This is a genomic window from Kitasatospora sp. NPDC057015 (assembly GCF_042673745.1).
Taxonomy (GTDB): Bacteria; Actinomycetota; Actinomycetes; order Streptomycetales; family Streptomycetaceae; genus Kitasatospora.
Window position 1 is genome coordinate 114,977 of the sequence record NZ_JBHUSG010000017.1, and the last position, 19,993, is coordinate 134,969.

A 19,993-nucleotide genomic window follows, 5' to 3' on the forward strand; every position below is an offset into this window, starting at 1 on the left:
ACAGCTCACCCGTGCACCGGGCGCGTCGGGATCAGGCCGCGGGAAGGGAACCCATGGACACGGTCATCGTGCAACTGCCCGAGCCCGCGGGCCGACCCGACGATCCGCCGTCGAGGCCCGTCCTGCTGCGGATGGGCCCCGGTGAGAGCGCGGAGTTCGGCCGCGGCTCGCCCGGCAACCCCGCCGCGGTGCCGCTGGACGACCAGGGCGTCTCCCGGCGGGCCGGCGAGATCACCGCCGCCGAGGACTACTGGCGGCTCTCCAACTTCAGCTCCGGCGCCACCTACGTGGTCGAGAACCTCGAAGGCGCGGGCGAGCACCTCAAGGTCGCCCCCGGCCGGCTCGGCGCCCCCGTCCCCTTCGAGTTCGCCCGGGTGGTGCTGCCCTCGCTCCGCGGCGGCAGCCACTTCAAGGTCTTCGCGCCCCAACACGCCTACCTGGACGCCGCGGCGGCCGACCGCGCGGGTGAGCACACCGTGAGCCCGTTCGCCCTGGACCCGACGTCCAAGTACTTCCTGGTCCTGCTGGCCCTGTGCGAGCCGCGCCTGCGGTCCGCGGCCACCGCCGTACCGGGCGCCACCGAGGTGGTGGAGCGGCTGCGCGGCCTGCCCGGCTGCCGCGGACTGACCAGGTCCGCCGTGAACTACCACATCGACTACCTGGCCGGGGCGAAGCTGCGGCTGCGCACCGAGGAGGACGCCGGCCGGGCCGAGGGGTCGGGCCGCAGGGGCGCTCCGGCGGCCGGCCGCACCGGGCGGAAGCGGGAGGAACTCGTCTCCCTGGCCCTGCGGTTCGACCTCGTCCGGGAGGAGCATCTCGCCCTGCTGCCCGCCCGTGAACACCCCCGGAGGGCCCGCGCCTGACGTCCCGGTCGGCCGGGTGGTGGCCGGCGCTCGGATCACCGGGCTGATCGGGTCGGGGAGTTGGGGCAGCGTGTACGCGGCGGAGGAGCTCGCGGACGGCGCACCCGTCGCGGTGAAGCTCCTGCGGCCCGACCTGCTGTCCCCCGGCCAGCGCGCGACGATGGCCGAACTCGTCGAACGCGAGCTGCGGTTCAGCCGCCAGGCCGACCACCCCGGGCTGGTCCGCACCCTGCGCACGGCCACCCTGCACCGGCCCGAGGACGGCCCCCTCCGGGGCGCCGTCGCCCTGGTGATGGAGCGCGCCGAGCGCAGCCTGCAACAACTGCTCGACTCCACCGCCCCGCACGCCCCGGTGCCCGGCGCCGAACGCATCCTCGCCGAGATCTCCGCCGCGCTCGCCCACATGCACGCGCACGGCTGGGTGCACGGGGACCTCAAGGGCGCCAACGTCCTGCTGATGCCCGGCGGTTCCGTCCGGCTCGCGGACTTCGGACTGACCGCCGAGCTGGACGGCACCCACGCGTACGTGCCCCCGCTCGGCTCCCTGGACCACGTGCCGCCGGAGTGGTGGACCCAGCGGTCCGGCAGCCGGGGCGTCCCGCTCCGGCCCGGTGCCGACGTCTGGGCCTTCGGCGTCCTCGCCCACCAGGTGCTGAGCGGCGGACTGCATCCCTTCCCCGGGGCCACCGCCCGGGCGCGGGCGCTCGCGGCGCAGTCGTACGCCCGTGGCACGGCTGCGCTCCGGCTGGACGCGAGCGTGCCCGAGCGCTGGCGCGCCCTGATCAGCGCCTGCCTGACCGCGGACCCGACCTCCGGCGGCCGGCCGGACGCCGCCCGGCTCGCCCTGCTGGTGAGCGAGCCGGCCCGGCCGGCCACCCCGTCGGACCGGCGCCGCCGACCGCGCGCCGGCCTGCGACCGGCGGCCGGTCTCGCCCTGACCCTGGCGACCCTGGCGGTGGCCGGCACCGTTCTCACGACCGCGCCGCCGCCCGGCGAGGGCGCCTCCCCGCCACCGGCCGGCGCCGCTCCGACGGGCGCCTCGGCCACCGGAGTCGGCGCGCCCGGAGTCGCTGGGCGGGGAGTCGGTGGGCAGGGAGTCGGTGGGCAGGGAGCCGGTGCGGCCGGAGTCGGCGCGGCCGGCACCGCGGCCTCCGGGGCCGTTCCGGCGGCCTCCGACGTGCCGGTCGAACTGCGCGAGGTGATCACCAGTACCGCTCGCCGCTGCCCGGAACCGGAGGTGACGCCGGCGCTGCTGGCCGCCATGCTGAAGGCCGAGAGCGGCTTCGACCCGGCCGCCGCCCGGCCGCAGACGAACGAGTACGGGATCGCGATGTGGACACCGGCGGTCTTCAACGCCTGGGCCCAGGACGGCGACAACGACGGCGACCGGGACTACCTGTCGGCGCCGGACGCCATCGTGAGCATGGGCAACTACGTCTGCTGGCTCGACCAGCAGTTCAAGCACCGGGGCCTGACCGCGGACCTGCCAGCCCTGATCGTGGCCGGCTACCGCACCAGCGACAAGACCGTCGCGGACGCCGGCCGGGTGCCGGACAGGGTCCGCCCGCACGTCGACCTGGTGCTGAAGTACCTTGCGGAGTACTCCGGTTGACCGCCGTACCGCCGGCCGGGCACGCCGCCGAACCGCTCCGGGGGGCGACCCGCACACACCGGCGTCCCCGCCTGCCCCGGCCGCGGCTCTCGCGACAGCCTCGGACGACGGGGACGACGGGGGCACCGGTGCTCGACGACGGCAACGACAGCGCTCAACAGCGAGTGCAGAAAGCCTCGTTCAGCACCAGGGGAGCCCGGGGACGGGCTCGTCGTTGCCGCCGCCGGAGAGGTAGATCACGTTCACCCAGACCCCGCGGTTCCCGCTGTCGTCGTCCGTCTTCGCGTACCACTTGTTGTGGTACGCGCCGTCCGACATCTCGGCGCCGACGGCCTGGCAGTAGAAGTAGTTGGTACCGGCGTTGAGCGTGCCGGCCCGGACGTTGCCGCTCCAATACGTGGGGGCGGTCTTCCAGACGTGGCAGTCGTACGTGCCGTTGCCGTTGTCCGAGCAGCCTCCGGCCGCCTCGGCCGAGGTCGCGGTGAGGCCCAGGGCGGTGACCCCGAGCACGGCCGCGGCGCCCGCCAGGGCGAGCTTGCGCACAGCGAACATGACTCTCCTAGGTGCTGACGTCCCGTCGGACGAGGTCCGGACGGGAGGCGGGATGCCTTCACGGGCGCGGACTGTGCGCCCACGACCAGAGAACCAGCCCGCCCACGCCCCCGGTACCTGACACCTGTCAGGGCCGGCGGCCCAGGGCCTGTCCGGCGGATCTCGCCGAGCAGGCCCTGGGCCGTGTCCGACGATTCGCGTCGGATCAGTGCGCGGCGTTGGGCGCCCGGCCGGGCGTGCGCCCGGATCGTCCTCGTACTGGGCCGTACTCGGGCGGTTCGGGCGTGCGTTCAGGTGGGATGCCCGGCGTCGCGCACCCGGCGGGAATCGTCGGACACGGCCTAGCGCAGCGCGTACGGCAGCGTCTGCCCCACGAACTCGGCCGGCCGCACCACGTGCGGCTCCCGGCCGGCGCCCTCGTACAGGTGCCGCTCGGCCTTCGGCAGCGCGAGGTCGATGATGTCCAGCACCGCGGTGGAGACCGGGTCGCCGTCGTCGCCCTGGGTGAGCAGCGCCGCCTCGCCGAAGTTGCCGAGGGCGGCCAGGTCCAGGTCGAAGGCGTCGGGGTCGCGGAGCTCGTCCAGGAAGGTCGGCGCGTTGCGGATGTACGTGTGGCGCAGCGGCGCGGGCAGCCGGGCCCAGGCGCCGGGGCCGAAGGTGACCGTCTCGACGAACAGTTCGGCCGCCGCCGCGGTCTCCCCCCGCTCCAGCAGTGCCCGTACCGGCGCGACCCGGTCGAGGGCGGCGTCGGCGAGCGGGCGCTGGTCCGGGTCCGCGGCCAGCAGACCGACCGCCGGCGGTTCGTGCGCCGCGAGGCCGCGCAGCAGTCCCGGCCGGGCCGCCGCCAGCCGCAGTGCCACCATCGAGCCGTACAGCGTGCCGCAGACGAAGGCCGGTGCCAGGCCGAGGCCCTCGATCAGCGCCGCGAGGTCCGCGGCGTCCTCGTGCACCGACCCCTGGGTCAGCACCTCCTCGCTGCGGCTGTGCCCCCGCCGGTTGTAGGAGACCACCGTGCACCGCTCGGCCAGGCCGGGTGCCACCCGCTCCCAGCAGTCGGCGTCCCCCCATGAGCCGTGGACGAGTACCAGACCCGGCCCGGCGCCCCGCACCTCGTAGTAGAGCGCCACACCGTTCGCCCTGATCACGGCCATCGCAGACCTCCAGACTCGGTCCCGCTCCGCCCCACCCCACCAGCCTGGCACACCCGCCCGTCCGGCGGATCTTCGTGCACCCTGGCCACCCGACCGCTCACCGAACGTGAGCGGCCCGCTCCCGCCCGGCCCGCCCGGGCCCGCGGAGCGATGGCGGTCGGGCCCGCGGAGCGGCGGCGGCCGAGCGCGGCGCGGGCCCGGCGGCGCACCGCGCAGGGGGTGCCTAGAGTGGGATCCATGCCGCAATCCCGTGGCGCGGGCACCGCCCGGACCCCCCGGTTCCCGTACTGGCGTCCACCGCCCGACGTCCGGACCTGGACGTGGTGGCTTCCGGTGCTCCTGGTGGTCCTCTCCGTGGTGCTGGACCTGGCCTTCCGGAGCCGCGAACCGCTGAGCTTCCTGTTGATCGGCGTACCACCGCTGGCGGCTGCCACCCGCGGCCCCCGCCGGGTCGCCGCGATCAGCGCGGCCTGCCTCCTGCTGGAGCTCTGGATGGCCTCCTGGCGCACCGGCCACCTCACCGAGCAGCACCATGTGGCGCTCTACCTGGCCACCGCCCTGATCGGCGTCGCCAGCGTCCTCCTCGCCGGGCAGCGGGTCCGGGCCCGGGAGCACCTGATCCGCGCCCGCTCGGTGGCGGAGGCCGTCCAGCTCACCCTGCTGCGCCCGGTTCCGGAGCGGGTCGGCCCGTTACGGGCGGCGGGATTCTACGAGGCGGGCGAGGGCGGCACGCTGGTCGGCGGCGACCTCTACGACCTGTGCGAGACGCCCTTCGGCGTCCGGGTGATCATCGGCGACGTGCGCGGCAAGGGACTGGACGCCGTGCAGACCGTCTCGGCCGTGCTCGGCAGCTTCCGGGTCTCCGCCCACGAGTGGGTGGACCTGAGCAGGCTGGCGGAGCGGCTGGAGCTGAGCATCCACCGCAACTCACCGCGCGCCGCGGCCGACGCGGAGCTCTTCGTGACCGCCCTGCTGCTGGAGTTCCCCGCCGGCGCCGACGAGGTGCGGATCGTCGACCGCGGCCATCCGCCCCCGGTGCTGGTCGGCGCGAACGGCGCGCGGTGGCTCGAAACCTGCCCCGACCTGCCGCTCGGCCTCGGGTCGCTGGCTCCGGTGGCGTCCGAGGTCACCACCCATCCGCTGCTCCCCGGCGAGGTGCTCGTCCTCTACACCGACGGCGTGAGCGAGGCCCGCGACACGGCGGGCGTCTTCTATCCCGTACGGGACCGGCTGGCGGACCGCTTCGGGGGCCGTCGCCCGCCGGCCCCCGAGGCGGTGGCCGCCTTCGTCCGCGCCGACGCCGACTGCTGGTCGGCCGGCGCCGAGGGCGAGGACGACCGCGCGCTGCTGGCCCTCACCGTGCAGCCCGTCCCGGAGGGCGGGAACCCGCGGGCCGGGGGCGCGGAGCACGAGGAGGCGTGGAGCGAGCGGTGGGACGAGGAGCAGGAGCGGAACGAGACGCCGGCGCCGGAGGGTGACCGGGCCCGGCCCGAGCGGGGGCCGGCCGCGGGCGAGCGGCAGCTCCGCGGCTGAACCGGCCGGCGGGGCGGCTGCCGGGTGCCGGGCCACGGGTCGCCGTACTCCGCGGCGGTGCACACCCGGGAGCGCACCCGGGCGCGCACCCGGGGAACGTGAAAACGCCCGAGGCCGTCCCCTCGTGGTTGGGGGGACGGCCTCGGGCGTACGGCTGCGACACCGCCACCGGGATCACCGGGGCGGCATGGCGGGCTGGGCGACCCCCGCCGCCCGCACGGGTGTGCGCGAGCAGGGGTGGGCGGACGGAGTCGTCCGGGGCTTCGCGGAGGGATCCGGTACGCGGCGTGCGCACCGGATCCCTCCCCTTCGCTCCCGGACGCCCCTGTCCGACGCCGGGGGCGCCGCGGTAGTGGCTGGTGGGGCGGGGCTGCTACTGGTTCGGCTTAGTACCAGTGGTGGGTCTGCCAGAACGACCAGGCGGCGTTCGGGCTGCCGTAACGCTCGTTCATGTAGTTCAGGCCCCACTTGATCTGGGTGGCCGGGTTGGTCTTCCAGTCGGCGCCGGCGGACGCCATCTTCGAGCCGGGCAGCGCCTGGACGAGGCCGTAGGCACCCGAGGAGGCGTTGGTGGCCGTGACGTTCCAGCTGCTCTCGTGCGCCACGATCTGGTTGAAGGACGCCAGCTGGTTGGCCGGGACGATCTGCGCGGCCAGGGCCTTGGCGGAGGAGGCGGGGGTGGTCGCGCCGGCGACGGTGGGCGCCACGACGCTACCCAGGGCGGCGATACCGGCGGCGGAGACGAGCACGGCGGCCGAGGCACGAAGGCGGGTGGAGAAAATGCGCATGGGGAAGCTGATCCTCAATGTGTTGGCTGCGCTCTCGTCCGCGGGTTCCGCAGAGCCGGACAGGGGCTCGTACGTCGGGACGAGGCGCTGGGCGTCCGCACGGGGCGGAGCCTGGCGAAGGAGATCCGCAGCGGGACAGGTGCTGCGGTCTCTGGCGACTCCGCAATTGTTAGCGGGCCCGGTGGCGGCCGCCAAGACCCCCCTGCTACGACTCCCGGTCGTAGTCGACCCCTTGGTCCGAGGGTGGCCCGGCGCCGACGAATACCCCGGCACGACTCCCCCAAACCACCCAATTAGGACAATTGGTTCATTCCACTCCAGGTCTCTGACCTGCACGGATTCCCCGTCGAGCCTTTAAACCCCTGGACCCCGACCTTCTGGCTCGTCAACTCGGTCGATCGACACGGCCACACCGGGAAACACGGGGTGGACGATCAACTATCCGACTCCGTAGTCCCCGGGAGCCTGTGAGGACCCTCACCCCACAGGTGCCCGGTATGTCCGAATTTCCCCCGTCTGGGACGCTCCGGGGACGGTCGAAATCGTCCGCCGAACGCCGCACGGACGTCCGCCCGCTCCCGACTCACCGCTCCCGACCGACCGCGCAGGAGCCCGCAACCGACGGAGCTCAGCGGTCGAAGGTGTCGATACCGGCGATCCGCCACACCCCGCCCTGGCGCACCGCGTCCACCGCGAACATCGCGGCCGCGAAGGTGCCGTCCCCCGCCGCGGCGCTCTGCGCGGTGCTCGTACTGCGCTGGTCCGCGAAGACCAGCACCCGCGCGCGGTCCCCCTCGATCAGCACCACGCCGCCGCCGGTCACCGTGGTGGTGAGGACGAGCTTCTGCTGCGGGCCCCGGGCCCGGACCTCCGCCAGCATCCCCGCGTACTGCTGCACCGCCGCGCCGACCAGCAGCCGCTTCGCGGCGTCCTCGCTCCTGGCCGGATCCGCGTAGGAATAGGAGAAGAGGGCGTTCACCGCCTGCGACACCGCCCCCTTCACCTCGTTGGTGCGCGCGGCGTCGGCGAGCGCGGCGTTGTGCACGCCCGGGCTCGCCCGCAGGGCCGAGGCCTCCCCCCGGGCGACGGCCGCGAACCCGCCCAGCAGGACGGTCAGCAGGGCCAGTACGGCGGGAGCGAGCCACCGCCGCCGGCGCGGCCGGACGGCCACCGACCCGCCGGGGTCCGCCGGCAGGCCGGTGGCCGCCGCGCCCTCCGCGTCCGGCCCCGGCCGCCTTCGCACCAGCCCCGTCAGCAGCGCCGAACGGCGCAGGCCTGCTCCGGCTCCCACCGGCGGGCGTAGGCCGGGCCCGCCGACCGCCACCGCGCCCGGGGCCGCGCCGGCCGGTGCGGGCGGGCCGCCGGCGCGGTCACGGACGGCGTTCACCCGGCGTCGGCGGTTGATGAGGTGGCGGGTCGTCGACATGATCGGCGGTCCTCTCGCGGGCGGTTCAGTGACCCGCGGACTGCTGCGGGACGGACTGGGGGGTGGACTGCGGGACGGCCGAGGACCGGGCCGGGACCGGGGGTGGGGACGACTGCCGGTCGGCGGAGGACGGCACCGAGGACGGGCCCGAGGTGGGCGGCGCGGAGGCGGGTTGGCCGGCCGGGGCGGCGTCCCCCATCGGCGCCTGGCCCAGCGCGCTCAGCTTCCACCCGGCGGGCGTGCGGGTGAGTTCGCCGAGCATCCGACTGTCCTTGCTGGCCGGCGCGGTGTTCGGCACCTGGACGGTGATCCGCAGGGCGATCATCACGGTGGCCCGGCCGGCCCGTTCGTCCAGTTCGGTCACCGCTCCGGACAGCGCCCTGGCGCTGGTCACCGTCTGCGCCTGCCGCACCTGGCCCTCGAACTTCGCCCGGCCCTGCACCAGCTGGTCGTGCAGCTCACCGGTGGTGGAGCCCTCCCACAGGTCGAGTCCCGGGCCGAGGTCCCGATGGTCGAGGGTGTTCATGTTCTGCGCCGCCTGCTCACCGGCCGCCAGCACCTGGTCCCGGACGCGGGCGTACGCCGAGGAGTCGTCGTGCGCCGCCGCGAACCACGACCAGCCGGACCAGACCGCCAGGACGGCCGCCGCCGAGGCCGCCGCACCCGCCAGCACGACCGGTGCGCTCCTGCGCGGGCGCTTGGTGCCTTCGCTCATCGTTCCTCCCCTTGTCGGGCCGAGTTCCCGGACGTGCGCCCGGGCCGGATCACCGGACCGGGTCGGGCCGAACCACCGGGCCGGGCCACCGGGGCGGGTCACCGGGCCGTGAGATCGGTGATCCGCCAGTGGCCGCCGTCCAACCGGGCGGACACCGACAGCTGGGCACCCGCCACGGTCGCCGGCCGGCCCTCGCGCTGAGCCACCTGGTCCAGGAAGACCAGCAGCCGGGCACGGTCGGCGCCGAGATGGACCACCCCGGTGCGCACCACCCGGGTGGTCAGGGTCAGCTTCTGCTCGGCCACCCGCTGCCGGAGCTGGTCCATCAGTGCCAGGTACTGCTCGGCAGCCGTGGCGTCGAGGAGGTCCCGGGCGGCCGCGGCCGAGGCCTCGGTGTCCGTGGGCCGGTACGAGAACACCCGGCCGAGGGCCGTCCCGACGTCACCGGCCACCCGCCCGGCCGCCGCGGGGTCGGTGAGGGCCAGGTCGGTGGTGTCCGCCGACCCGCGCAGCTGCGCCCCGAGGTGGAGGAACACCCCGCCGGCCGCCAGCAGCAGGGCCAGCACGAGCGGGAGCACCGCCCGCCGCCGATGTCGCCGCCGCCGCGGCCGGTGGGCGTCCGGCGGGTCCGACGGGTCCGGCGAGTCCCGCACGTCCTGATCAGATCCATCGACCCCATCAGCCTCCGCAGCCCCTTCTGACCCCTCTGGCCCCTCTGACCCCTCCGGCCCCTCCGGCTCCCGGTCCGCCCGCTTCGCGGACGGGTCGGGCGGCGTCGGCACCGGTGCCGGTGCCGGGATCTCGGCCTCTGCTGTGCTCACGCTCGAACGTCCTCTCGGTCCGGGTCAGCCCTGCGCGCCGGCGGCGGCGACGGGGACGGCGGCGATGGTGCCGATCTTCCAGCCGGTGGCGGTCCGCTCCAGCCCCGCCTCGAAGCGCTTGCGATCGGTGCCGGGCGCACCGGACTTCGGGGTGACCCGGACCTCCACGGTGGCGATCAGCCGGGCTGTGCCGGCCTGCAGGTCCAGGGCGGTGACGGCGGCGTCGGTGACGGTGCCGCGCGCCGAGGCACCGGACTCCGCCAGGGCGCTGCGGTCGCCGTCGGTGGCCCGCCGCAGCTGGTCGTGCAGCGGGCCGGTGGTGGCGTCGAGTCGGGCCCGGAGCCACTCCTCCACCTGGTGCGCGTCGACGGTGTTGAGCGCGGTGATCTCCTGCCGCCCGGCGTCGAGGGCACTGTCCCGGGCCCGGGCCAGGGCGAGCGTGCCGTCGCCGCGGGCCTGCGCGTAGGACCAGGCGGACAGCGCGCAGAACAGGGTGGCGGCCAGGGCGGCGGCGCAGGCGGCGAGGCGTCGTGGCTTCATCGGGTGCCGTCCCCCAGTCCGAGCAGACTCCTCAGGTCGGTCGGAGCACCCGGCGGCAGGGCGGGGAGTCCGAGCGGGCCGGGCAGCACGGTGCGTCCGCCGCCGGCGCCCGCGGTCGCGGACTCGCCGGCGGGGGCTCCGGCGGCGCGAGTCGCGGTGCCCGGCAGGAGGGCGCCCGGCACGGCCGGCTCCGGTACCCCGCCGGTCGGCGCGTTGGCCGAGCCGCGTACGGCGACGCCGGTGTCGGGGGGTGTCGCGCAGCGGGCCGCGGTGTTGAACTCCGCTCCGGCGGAGGTGTCGAGGCCGTTGCGGCGGGCGGTGCCCTGGTACCCGTCGGTGCAGGGCAGCGGGCTGAAGAAGGTCAGCGCCATGCCGACCCGCAGGCCGCCGGCGTCCACCGCGGTGGCGCCGGCCGCGGCCACCGCCGGCAGGCGGACGAGGAGTTCCTCGATCCCGCGCTGGCGGGTGACCGCGAGGTCGGAGGTGGTGAGCAGGTTGGCGAGCAGCACGCTGAGCCCCGGGTCCAGGTCGCTCAGCAGTGAACTCACCTGGCCGGCCGCGGCCGGGCCGGAGGCGATCACCCGGCGCAGGTCGCCGTCGGAGGCGCTGAGCTGCTCGGCCAGCCGGGCGGCGTTCGCGGCGAAGGACCGGATCGCCTCGCCCTCCTCCGCCTGGGTGCCGAGGACCGTCCGGGCGTCCAGCATCAGGGTGGTGTTGCCGGGCAGGGCGGCGTCGGCGGCGGCGATCAGCCGGCCGCCGTCGTCCAGCAGGGCCTGGAGATTGGCGTCCTGGCCGGCGAAGGCCTGGCCGAACTCGTCGACCACGGTGCGCAGCGACTGCAGCGGGACGGAGGCGGTGAGCCGGTCCACGCTGGTGAGCAGGTCGGTGACGGGCGCCGGGGTCCGGGTGTCCTGCTCCGCGACGGTGGACCCGTCCTCCAGGTACGGCCCGTCGTCGGTACTGGGCCGTAGGTCGAGGTACTGCTCGCCGACCGCGGAGAGGTCGGCGACCACGGCCTGCAGGCGGGTGGGGATGCGGGGCGCGGAGTCGTCGATCCGCAGTTCGGCCCGGACGCCGTCGCCGGTCAGCGTGATCGGGCCCACCCGGCCGACCGAGACGCCCCGGTAGGTGACGTTGGCGTGCTCGAACAGGCCGCCGGTCTGCGGGAGTTCGACCTGCACGACGTAGTAGCCGCGCAGCCCCACGTAGCGCCCGAGATCGGCGTAGCGGACGGCGATGAAGCCGAGCACGAGCACGGCCACGAGCAGGAAGGCCAGGTTGCGCAGGCGGATTCCGAGGGTGAGCATCAGCGTGTCCTCCCTGCGGGGGCGGGCGCCCCGACGGAGGGCAGCGGCACCGGCGGCCGGCTGGCCCGGGCTTCGGCGCCCGGATCCGTACCGGGGTCGGTACCGGGCTCGGGGGTGGGCTCCGGGGTAGGCTCGGGTGGCGGCGGGTAGGCGTTGTCCCCGGCGGTGAGGGCCGGGATGATCTGCGTCCCGGGCGCGGCCGTGAGGTCGAGGTACGCGTTGAGGTAGTCGCCCTTCACGCCCCGCAGGACCTCGTCGGTGAACGGGTAGGTGACCAGCACCTGGAGCGAGTCGGGCAGGGACGTCCCGGCGTCGGCGAGGCGTTGCAGGGTCGGGGCGAGCGCCCTGAGGTCGGCGACCATGTCGTCCTTGCTCCTGTTGACGGTGTCGACGGCTGTCCCCGAGAGGGTGTCCAGCGAGCGGAGCATGGTGACCAGGGCCCCGCGCTGCTCCTCCAGGACCTTGAGCCCGGGGCTGAGTTCGGTCAGGACGGCGCCGATCTGACCGCTGCGGGCGGCCAGCGTGGCGGAGAGCCGGTCGATGCCGTCGAGTGCGTCGGTGATGTCCTGCTTGTGCGCGTCGAGCCGGGTGACCAGGGTGTCCACCTGGGTGAGCAGCGAACGGGCCTGCGTCTCGTTGCCCGCCAACGCCCTGTTCAGCTCGACGGTGATGGTCCTCAGCTGGTTGATGCCACCGCCGTTGAGGAGCATCGACAGGGCGCCGAAGACCTCCTCGGCCTCCGCGCTGCGGTTGGTGCGCTCGACCGGGATGACCGACCCGTCGACGAGCCGGTCCTCCCCGCCCGGCCCGGCGGCGGGCCCCTGGTCGGTGCCCGCCCGGTCCGGCGGCCTGGTCAGTTGGACGTACTTCTCACCGAGCAGGCTGGACTGCTGGAGCTGGGCGTACGCGCCCGCCGGCAACCGCACATCGCCGTTGATCCTCATGGTGACGACGGCCGACCAGTCGTCGGGCGCCAGCGTGATGCCGGTGACCCGGCCGACGGCGACGTCGTCGACCTTCACGGCCGACTGCGGGACCAGGCTCAGCGCGTTGGCGAAGTGGGCCCGGATCTCGTACGGGTGGGCGCCGAGGTCGGCGCCGCCGGGCAGCGGGAGGTCCTGCGCGCCGGTGAGCGAGGGCGAGCAGCCGGCGAGGGCGAGGAGGGCGGCCAGGGCGGCAGCGGCGGTGGCCCGTTTCATCGCGACGCCCCCGCTCCGGCGGGATCCGTCGCCGGATCGGACGGCGTGGACGGGTCCGGATCGGCCGGCGTGGACGGTTCGGTGGAGGGATCGGCGGGCGGAGCGGTGGTCGGGGTGGGGCCGGGCAGCGGAGTGGGGGCGGTGTCCACCGGCGGCAGCGGGAGCGGCGGCGCCCCGGCACCGGCGGTCAGCTCGTTGAGGTTGGCGCGGCCGTCGATGGTGCGCCCCGCCGGGTCGTACGCGGCGAGCAGGTTGTCGGCCGCCAGCGGCGCCGTGTCCAGGAGTTCGGCGAGCGAGGCCCGTTGGTCGACGAGTGACTGGGTGATCGGCAGCAGCTGGTCGACCGTCGCCCTGAGCCGGGCCCGGTTGTCCTGGATGAAGGTCTTCACCTGGCCCAGCGCGGTGGCCAGTTGCTCCAGCGCGGCGCCGAGCTCCTGCCGGTCGGCGGCCAGGAACCCGGTGACGGTGGCCAGTTGGTCCGCGGCTGCCCTGACCTTGCCGTCGTTGTCCTTCAGCATCGTGGTGAAGGACTGCAGGGCCGCCAGGGTGGCGAAGAGGTCGTCGCTGTGGCCGGCGAGGGTGCGGGTGGCCCGGCCGAGCTGGTCGACGGTCTCGCCCATCGCCCGGCCGTTCCCGGCGAGGTTCCGGGCCCCCACGTCCAGCAGGTCGGACAGGCTGCCGGTGGCGTTGGCGCCGTTCGGGCCGAGGGCGTCGCTGAGCCGGGTGATGCTCTCGTAGAGCTGGTCCACCTCGACGGGCGTGGCGGTGCGTTCGGCGGGGATCACGGCGTGGTCGGCGAGCCGGGGGCCGCCGGTGTAGGCCGGGGTGAGCTGGACGTAGCGGTCGGCGACCACGCTCGGTGCCACCACGACCGCTCCCGCGTCCGCGGGTACGTCGACCCCCTCGTCCAGGGCCAGCGTGACCCTGACCCGGGTGCCCTGGGGCTCGACGGCCTCGACCCTGCCGACCCTGACCCCCAGGATGCGCAGGTCGGAGCCGGCGTAGACGCCGACCGCGTGGTCGAACCAGGCGGTGACCTCGCGGCTGTCGGAGCCGCCGGCGGCGAGAACTCCCGCGGTGGCGCCGCCGATCAGGACGGCGAGGGCGACGCCCACGGCGATCGGGCGCCCGGCGCGTACGCGCATCTGTGACCACCTCATCAGTGACCGCCCTGCGGCTGGGGCGGCATGCATCCGGTCTCCGGCTGGGTGCCGGCGGGCAGGTAGTTCCGGGGGACGAGCCCGCACAGGTAGCTGTCGAACCAGCGCCCGCTGCCCAGGGTGTTGCCCACCAGCCGGTAGTAGGGCCCGGCCAGTGCGAGGGCCTGGTCGAGACCCGCCTGGTTGGCGCGCAGGACACCGGTGACCCGGTCGAGTGCGTCCAGCGTGGGGGCGAGCTGCCGGTCCTCGTCCCGGACCAGGCCCGCGAGTTGGGCGCTGAGGTCCCTGGTGCCGGTGAGCAGGGCGTGGACGGCGTCCCGGCGCCGGCGCAGCTCGCCGAGCAGCAGGTCGCCGTCGGTGAGCAGCGCCTCGAAGCTGCCGTTCTGGTCGGCCAGGGTGGTGGTGAGCCGCCAGCTGCCGGCCAGCAGCCGGGCGAGTTGCTCGTCGCGGTCGGCCACCGTCCGGGAGAGCGCGGAGAGTCCGTCGACGGCGCCGCGCACCGACTCCGGGGTGTTGCGGAAGGTGTCGGCGATCGCCGCGAAGCTCTCCGAGATCTTCCCGGTGTCGAGCGCGCCGAGGGTCTGCCCGAGACCGTCGAGCGCCTTGGAGACGTCGTACGGGGAGGTGGTGCGGGTGAGCGGGATCCGGGTGTCCGGGTCCTGCTCGGCACTGCCGAGCGGGTCGACGGCGAGGTACTTCTCGCCCAGCAGGGTCCTGATGCCGATGGCGGCGGTGCTGGCGTCGCCGATCCAGGTGTCGCGGACCTTGAAGGTGACCTTCACCCGGTCGCCGTCCAGCGCCACCGCGGTGACCCGGCCGACCTTGACGCCGGCCACCCGCACCTCGTTGCCGGTGCGCAGCCCGGCCGCCTCGGTGAAGTCCGCCTGGTAGGCGGTGCCGCCGCCGACCAGCGGCAGGGCGTCGGCGTTGTAGGCGGCGCTGCCGGCCAGGGCCAGCAGCAGCAGTCCGGCGGCGCCGACCAGGACGGGGTTGCGCTCGCGCAGGGGTCGGAACAGCGGTCGCCGGCGGCCGCGTCGGCGCTCGGGGCCCCGCCCCCGGGGCGTCGCGCTCCCCCGGCCGGGCCCGGCACCCGGCAGGTCCGGCCCGGCACCCGGCAGATCGGTCGTCGTGGCCGGCAGGTCGGGCACGGGAACGGTGTGGCCGGGCTCGGGGGCGGTGTGGCCGGGCACGGGAGCGGTGTGGTCGGGCACGGGTTCGGGCCGGTCGGGTGTCATGCCCTGCACCTCGCTTCGGTGACGGCGATGCCGGTGGGCGGCCTGCTGCCGTCCGAGGTGGTCACCCCGGACACCGTGGCCTGGCAGAGGTAGAGGTTGAACCAGGAGCCGTAGCTCGCGGCCCGGCCGATCGCGCGCATCTTCTCCGGTGTCGTCCGCAGGAGGCTCTCCAACTGCGGTGTGCCGTCGGCGAGGTTGGCGGAGAGCCGGCCGAGCTGGCCGATGGTCTCCTTGAGCGGCCCGCGGCCCTCCTGGAGCAGGCCGGCGGTACTGGTGGTGAGTGCGGCGATCGCGGTGACGGACTGCCCGATCGGCTCACGGTCGCCGGCGAAGCCGGTCACCAGTTGCCGGAGGGTGGCGACCAGGTCGCGGAAGCCGCTCTCGCGGTCGTCGACGGTGGCGATCACGGTGTTCAGGTGGTCGACCACCTCGCCGATCACCTGGTCCTTGCCGGCCAGCGTGCCGGTCAGCGAACCCATGGTCCGCAACAGGCTGTCGACGGTGCCGCCCTCGCCCTGGAGCACCTGGACGATCTCGCCGGCCAGCTGGTTGACGTCACCGGGCGAGAGCCCCTGGAAGAGCGGCTGGAACCCGTTGAAGAGCTGGGTGAGGTCGAGGGCGGGGGTGGTGCGCTCCAACGGGATGGTGGCCCCCGGGGCGAGGCTGCGGTCCACCGGGCCGGCGCCCTGCTGCAGGTCGAGGTAGCGCTGCCCGACCAGGTTGAGGTACTTGACGGAGGCGGTGACCGAGGCGGGCAGCGCCCGGCCCCTGGCCACCGAGAAGCGCACCTCGGCGGTGCGGTGGTCGACGACGCTGATCCGCTCGACCCGGCCGACCTTCACCCCGGCGATCCGGACGCCGTCGCCGGCGGTGAGCCCGGTGGTGTCGCTGAAGCGGGCGCGGTAGCCGACGGTGTCCCCCACGCCGGTGTCGGCGATGCCGAGGGCCAGGGCGGTGGTGGCCAGCACGGTCAGCAGGATGAACACCGCCGACTTGGCGAGCGGGCCGACGAGGCTGCGTCGGGTCATCGCAGGGTCACCTCCGCTCCGCGCAGGACCGGGCCGGCCAGCAGGCTGGTCCAGTCCGGGAGTTCCTGCGGGCCGACGTTCATCCCGGGGGCCAGCAGCTCGGTGACCAGGGCGTTCTCCTGCGGGGAGTTGGGCAGGCCGGCGGCGTCCGCCGACGGGGCCGCGATCGGGGTGGTGGCGGGATCGACCCGGGTGGCGGGGTCGATCGGAGTGGTGGGGTCGATCGGAGTGGTGGCGGGGTCGACCGGAGTGAGCGGCGTGCCGGTGTAGGGCACGGCGTAGCAGGCCGGTCCGCCGCCCGCCCGGTAGGCGGGGGTGTCCCGGCCGGGGAGGTACCGGCCCCGCGCCGGGACGGTGGTGACGGTGAGGTGCAGGCCGGGCTGGTCGGTGCCCTTGCCGAGCGCCCGGTCCATCGCGGGCACGAAGCCGGCGAGGGTGCTGAGGGTGCACGGGAAGGACGGCGCGTACCGGGCGAGCAGCCCGAGGGTGTCCCGGCTGTCCGTGCTCAGCCGGATCAGGTTGTCCCGGTTCTGGCGCAGGAAGGTGTCGAGGTCCTGGGCGGCGGTGGCCGCCGCGCCGTAGAGCGTGCCGAGGCCGGTGCGCTGCTCGGCGATCGTCTCGCTGGTCCGGGTGAAGTCGGTGAGGGCCTGGACGATGTCCGGGGCGGCCCGGTCGTACACCCGGCTGACCTCGACCAACCGCTCGATGTCCTCGGTGAGGACGGGCAGTTGGGGGTTTAGTCGGCTCAGGTACCCGTCCAGCCGGGTGAGCGTCTCGCCGAGCCGGGTGCCGCGGCCCTCCAGGGCGGTGGCCACGGCGCCCAGGGTGGCGGCCAGCTTCTCGGGCTGGACGGCGGTGAGCAGCGGCATCAGGTGGTCGAGCACCTGCTGCAGTTCGACGGCGTTCCGGGAGCGGTCGCGCGGGATGGTGCTGCCCGCGGCGAGCGTGCGCCCGGACGGGTCGGCGGTGGGGACGAGGGCCACGAAGCGTTCGCCGAACAGGGTGGTGGGCAGCAGCTGCGCGGACACCTCGCCGGGGATCTGCCGCAGCCGGGCCGGGTCGATGTCCAGGGTCAGACGGGCTCCGTCACCGTCCGAAGTGATCTCGCGGACCCGGCCGACCACCACGCCGCGCAGCTTCACGTCCGCGTTGACGTGCATCTCGTGGCCGACGCTGCCGGCCTCGACGGTGACGGTCGCACGGTCGGTGAACCTCTTGTCGTAGACGGCGACGGCCAGCCAGGCCAGCAGGACGGGCGTCATCAGGAAGGCCACGCCGGCGAGTCGGCGCCGGGCCCGCAGGCCGCGCCGGGCCGGGCGGACCGGCGGCGCGGGCACCCGGGCGGCGGGCCCGGGGCCCCGGGGCGCCGTGTCGGCGGGGGCGGTCATCCGGCCACCCGCACCGTCGTGGTCGCGCCCCAGATCGCGAGGCTGAGGAGGAAGTCGCTGACGCTGATGATGACGATGGCGTTGCGCACCGACCGGCCCACCGCGATGCCCACCCCGGCCGGGCCGCCGGTGGCGCGGTAGCCGTAGTAGCAGTGCGCCAGGATCACGATCACGCTGAAGACCAGCACCTTGAGGGTGGAGAGCAGGACGTCCACCGGGGAGAGGAAGAGGTTGAAGTAGTGGTCGTAGGTGCCGGCCGACTGCCCGTTGACGAGGACCGTCACGGCCCGGGACGCCACGTACGAGCTGAGCAGGCCGACGCCGTACAGCGGGACGATCGCGGCGACGCCCGCGATGATCCGGGTGGTCACCAGGTACGGCACGCTGCGCACCCCCATGCCCTCCAGTGCGTCGATCTCCTCGTTGATCCGCATCGCTCCGAGTTGGGCGGTGAAGCCGGCACCGACGGTCGCGGACAGGGCCAGGCCGGCCACCAGGGGCGCGATCTCCCGGGTGTTGAAGTAGGCCGAGATGAACCCGGTGAACGCGGTGGTGCCCAGTTCGTCCATCGCGGCGTACCCCTGCAGGCCGACCACCGTGCCGGTGAAGAGGGTCATCCCGATCATCACGCCGACGGTGCCGCCGATCACGCCCAGGCCGCCGCTGCCGAAGGCCACTTCGGCGAGCAGGCGCTGGATCTCGGTGAAGTAGCGGCGCAGGGTGCGCGGGATCCAGCGGACGGCGGCGAGGTGGAAGAGCAGGTGGTCGCCGCTCTCGTCCAGGAAGGCGAGCCAGCGCCGGGGGCGGCGCGGGCCGGGACGCCGGGAGGGCCCGCGCGGCGGCGGGGTGCCCGCCGGGGCGTCCTTGTCGAGGATGGCCACGGGTCAGGCTCCCTTCGGGGGGACGATCTGCAGGTAGATCGCCGTGAGCAGCATGTTCAGGAGGAACAGCAGCAGGAAGGTGATCACCACCGACTGGTTGACGGCGTCCCCGACCCCCTTCGGCCCGCTCCGCGGGTTCAGCCCCCGGTAGGCGGCGACCACCCCGGCCACGAACCCGAACACCAGGGCCTTCAACTCGCTGATGTACAGGTCCGGTAGCTGCGCCAGCGCCGAGAAGCTGGACAGGTAGGCACCCGGAGTGCCGTGCTGCAGCACGACGTTGAAGAAGTAGCCGCCGAGCGTGCCGACCACCGACACCAGGCCGTTCAGCAGCACCGCCACCAGCATGGTGGCCAACACCCTGGGCACCACGAGGCGTTGGACGGGCGAGACGCCCATCACCGCCATCGCGTCCAGCTCCTCGCGGATGGTCCGCGAGCCGAGGTCGGCGCAGATCGCCGCCCCGCCGGCGCCCGCGATGAGCAGGGCCACGATCAGCGGGCTGGCCTGCTGGATGACCGCCAGCACGCTGGCCCCGCCGGTGAACGACTGGGCGCCCAACTGCTTCGCGAGCGAGCCCACCTGGAGGGCGATCACGGCGCCGAACGGGATCGAGACCAGAGCCGCGGGCAGGATGGTGACGCTCGCCACGAACCAGAACTGCTCGACGAGCTCCCGTACCTGGAACGGACGCCGGAAGGTGTCCCGGACGGTGGTGGCGGCCAGCGCGAAGAGCCGGCCGCTCTGCCGCAGCGGCCCGGCCAGCCGCGCGGCGGCGCTCATGCCGGCTCCCCGAGGGCTGCCCCCGGCGCGGTGCCGAGCGCCTCCCGGGCCGGGCCGGGCAGCTCGTCCCACATCGCCCGCACCCGGGCCAGGCGCCGCTGCACGGCCGACCTGGCGGGCAGGCCGGGGGACGGCTCCAGCTGGGGCGGGAGCGGCCGGGGCGGCTCCGACTCCGCTGCGGCGTCCCGGAGTTCGCCGGCGAGGGTCGCCTCGTCCTTCTCCTCGGACATCCCGATCGGGCCCTGCCTGCGACCGGTCAGGAACTGCCGGACCACCGGCTCCTCGCTGGTCAGCAGCGCCTCCCTGGGGCCGAACGCGACCAGCCCGCGGCGGAAGAGCATGCCCATGTTGTCCGGCACGGTGGCCGCGATGTCGAGGTTGTGGGTGACGATCAGCATCGTCGCGTCGGTCTGCGCGTTGAGGTCGATGAGCAGCTGGGAGAGGTAGGAGGTGCGCACCGGATCGAGCCCGGAGTCCGGCTCGTCGCACAGGACGATCTGCGGGTCCAGCACCAACGCCCGGGCCAGGCCGGCGCGTTTGCGCATACCGCCGGAGATCTCGCCGGGGAGTTTGCGCTCGGCGCCGAGGAGGCCGACCATCTCCATCCGCTCCATCACGATCCGGCGGATCTCGCCCTCCCTGGTGCGGGTGTGCTCCCGCAGCGGGAAGGCGATGTTGTCGAAGAGGCTCATCGAGCCGAACAGCGCGCCGTCCTGGAACATCAGGCCGAACAGCTTGCGGGTCTCGAAGACGTCGCGCTCCGGGCTGTTGACCATGTCGACGCCGTTGACCAGCACCCGGCCCCGCTCCGGCTTCAGCAGCCCGATCACGGACTTCAGGAACACCGTCTTGCCGGTACCGGAGGGGCCGAGCAGCACGCTGACCTCGCCGGGCGGCAGCGTGAGCGAGACGTCCTGCCAGACGGTCTGTCCGCCGAACGACTTGGTCAGGCCTTCGACGATCACTTCAATTCCCATGACACCTCCCGGGGGTGTGTGCGACGGCGGCCAG

At 74.6% G+C, this 19,993-nt stretch carries 18 protein-coding genes and 1 pseudogene; 3 read left to right on the top strand and 16 right to left on the bottom strand.

Annotated features, from left to right (window positions below; translation table 11 throughout):
- Positions 1-53 precede the first annotated feature (53 nt).
- Both ACFTWP_RS18545 and ACFTWP_RS18550 read left to right on the top strand, forming a co-directional pair.
- Positions 54-863 carry a serine/threonine protein kinase gene (locus tag ACFTWP_RS18545; RefSeq protein ID WP_380265663.1) on the top strand — a complete coding sequence of 270 codons (810 nt, stop codon included), beginning with the start codon at positions 54-56 and terminating at the stop codon, positions 861-863.
- Positions 835-2,475: a serine/threonine-protein kinase gene (locus tag ACFTWP_RS18550; protein ID WP_380265664.1), complete on the top strand. Its 1,641-nt coding sequence runs from the start codon at positions 835-837 to the stop codon at positions 2,473-2,475. Before ACFTWP_RS18545 ends, ACFTWP_RS18550 begins: the two co-directional genes overlap by 29 nt.
- A gap of 180 nt (positions 2,476-2,655) precedes the next feature.
- Here the strand turns inward: ACFTWP_RS18550 and ACFTWP_RS18555 are convergent, their stop codons facing one another.
- Positions 2,656-3,027, bottom strand: coding sequence for a hypothetical protein (locus tag ACFTWP_RS18555; RefSeq protein WP_380265665.1), 372 nt, complete (start codon positions 3,025-3,027; stop codon positions 2,656-2,658).
- 341 nt (positions 3,028-3,368) lie between these two features.
- On the bottom strand, positions 3,369-4,178 hold the full coding sequence (locus tag ACFTWP_RS18560) for an alpha/beta fold hydrolase (protein ID WP_380265666.1): 810 nt from the start codon (positions 4,176-4,178) through the stop codon (positions 3,369-3,371).
- Between the two features lie 237 nt (positions 4,179-4,415).
- On the opposite strand from ACFTWP_RS18560, the gene ACFTWP_RS18565 reads away from it, so the two are divergent.
- On the top strand, positions 4,416-5,711 hold the full coding sequence (locus tag ACFTWP_RS18565) for a PP2C family protein-serine/threonine phosphatase (RefSeq protein WP_380265667.1): 1,296 nt from the start codon (positions 4,416-4,418) through the stop codon (positions 5,709-5,711).
- 386 nt (positions 5,712-6,097) lie between these two features.
- On the opposite strand, the gene ACFTWP_RS18570 is transcribed toward ACFTWP_RS18565, so the two are convergent.
- The 14 genes and pseudogenes from ACFTWP_RS18570 to ACFTWP_RS18635 all read right to left on the bottom strand — a co-directional run bounded on the left by ACFTWP_RS18570 (position 6,098) and on the right by ACFTWP_RS18635 (position 19,959).
- Positions 6,098-6,499, bottom strand: coding sequence for a transglycosylase SLT domain-containing protein (locus ACFTWP_RS18570; protein ID WP_380265668.1), 402 nt, complete (start codon positions 6,497-6,499; stop codon positions 6,098-6,100).
- 628 nt (positions 6,500-7,127) lie between these two features.
- Positions 7,128-7,925: a hypothetical protein gene (locus ACFTWP_RS18575; RefSeq protein WP_380265669.1), complete on the bottom strand. Its 798-nt coding sequence runs from the start codon at positions 7,923-7,925 to the stop codon at positions 7,128-7,130.
- A gap of 175 nt (positions 7,926-8,100) precedes the next feature.
- Positions 8,101-8,640 (bottom strand): annotated as a pseudogene (locus tag ACFTWP_RS18580) (hypothetical protein); the annotation flags it as partial.
- A gap of 98 nt (positions 8,641-8,738) precedes the next feature.
- A complete protein-coding gene (locus ACFTWP_RS18585; RefSeq protein WP_380265670.1) occupies positions 8,739-9,218 on the bottom strand; it encodes a hypothetical protein in 480 nt (159 codons plus the stop codon).
- A gap of 267 nt (positions 9,219-9,485) precedes the next feature.
- A complete protein-coding gene (locus ACFTWP_RS18590; RefSeq protein WP_380265671.1) occupies positions 9,486-10,001 on the bottom strand; it encodes a hypothetical protein in 516 nt (171 codons plus the stop codon).
- Complete coding sequence (locus ACFTWP_RS18595; protein WP_380265672.1) at positions 9,998-11,308, bottom strand: MCE family protein; 1,311 nt, start codon at positions 11,306-11,308, stop codon at positions 9,998-10,000. Before ACFTWP_RS18595 ends, ACFTWP_RS18590 begins: the two co-directional genes overlap by 4 nt.
- The gene (locus ACFTWP_RS18600) at positions 11,308-12,507 is read right to left on the bottom strand and encodes an MCE family protein (protein WP_380265673.1); all 1,200 of its coding nucleotides are present in this window, start codon (positions 12,505-12,507) and stop codon (positions 11,308-11,310) included. Before ACFTWP_RS18600 ends, ACFTWP_RS18595 begins: the two co-directional genes overlap by 1 nt.
- Positions 12,504-13,652: an MCE family protein gene (locus ACFTWP_RS18605; protein WP_380265674.1), complete on the bottom strand. Its 1,149-nt coding sequence runs from the start codon at positions 13,650-13,652 to the stop codon at positions 12,504-12,506. Before ACFTWP_RS18605 ends, ACFTWP_RS18600 begins: the two co-directional genes overlap by 4 nt.
- A gap of 14 nt (positions 13,653-13,666) precedes the next feature.
- A complete protein-coding gene (locus ACFTWP_RS18610) occupies positions 13,667-14,902 on the bottom strand; it encodes an MCE family protein (protein ID WP_380265675.1) in 1,236 nt (411 codons plus the stop codon).
- Complete coding sequence (locus ACFTWP_RS18615; RefSeq protein ID WP_380265676.1) at positions 14,899-15,930, bottom strand: MCE family protein; 1,032 nt, start codon at positions 15,928-15,930, stop codon at positions 14,899-14,901. Before ACFTWP_RS18615 ends, ACFTWP_RS18610 begins: the two co-directional genes overlap by 4 nt.
- The gene (locus ACFTWP_RS18620) at positions 15,927-17,192 is read right to left on the bottom strand and encodes an MCE family protein (RefSeq protein WP_380265699.1); all 1,266 of its coding nucleotides are present in this window, start codon (positions 17,190-17,192) and stop codon (positions 15,927-15,929) included. Before ACFTWP_RS18620 ends, ACFTWP_RS18615 begins: the two co-directional genes overlap by 4 nt.
- Positions 17,193-17,314: 122 nt before the next feature.
- The gene (locus ACFTWP_RS18625; RefSeq protein ID WP_380265700.1) at positions 17,315-18,100 is read right to left on the bottom strand and encodes an MlaE family ABC transporter permease; all 786 of its coding nucleotides are present in this window, start codon (positions 18,098-18,100) and stop codon (positions 17,315-17,317) included.
- A gap of 102 nt (positions 18,101-18,202) precedes the next feature.
- On the bottom strand, positions 18,203-18,982 hold the full coding sequence (locus ACFTWP_RS18630; protein WP_380265677.1) for an MlaE family ABC transporter permease: 780 nt from the start codon (positions 18,980-18,982) through the stop codon (positions 18,203-18,205).
- A complete protein-coding gene (locus tag ACFTWP_RS18635) occupies positions 18,979-19,959 on the bottom strand; it encodes an ABC transporter ATP-binding protein (RefSeq protein ID WP_380265678.1) in 981 nt (326 codons plus the stop codon). The genes ACFTWP_RS18630 and ACFTWP_RS18635 overlap by 4 nt, the downstream gene beginning before the upstream one ends.
- Between the last annotated feature and the right edge of the window lie 34 nt (positions 19,960-19,993).